A 435-nucleotide genomic window follows, 5' to 3' on the forward strand; every position below is an offset into this window, starting at 1 on the left:
GTCACCGGCGCCAACGACGCCGCTTCCATCAGCGGCAACGGCAACGGCGGCGTGACCGAAGACGGCACCCTGGGCGCCGCTGGCGCAGTGACCGTGAGCGACGTCGACACCGGCGAAGCCGTGTTCAAGGATCCGGGCTCGCTGCACGGCACCTACGGCGACTTCAGCTTCGACAAGGCCACTGGGGCATGGTCGTACACTCTGCGCAACGGCGACGCCAATGTCCAGGCCCTGAACGCGGGCAAGGTCGTGTCGGACGAAATCACCGTCACCTCGGCCGACGGCACCGCCAGCGCCAAACTGCACGTGGACGTCACCGGCACCAACGACGCCGCCTCCATCAACGGCAACTCCAACGGCGGCGTGACCGAAGACGGCACCCTGGGCGCTGCCGGCACGGTGACCGTGAGCGACGTCGACGCCGGCGAAGCCGTT

General features: G+C 68.7%; 1 protein-coding gene. It reads left to right on the forward strand.

The features are described 5' to 3' along the window. Window positions 1-435: VCBS domain-containing protein (locus NX778_RS24545; RefSeq protein ID WP_258814441.1), on the forward strand; the 435-nt coding region annotated here is incomplete at both ends.

The sequence above is a fragment of the Massilia terrae genome, assembly GCF_024753145.1.
GTDB classification, from domain to species: Bacteria; Pseudomonadota; Gammaproteobacteria; order Burkholderiales; family Burkholderiaceae_D; genus Telluria; species Telluria terrae.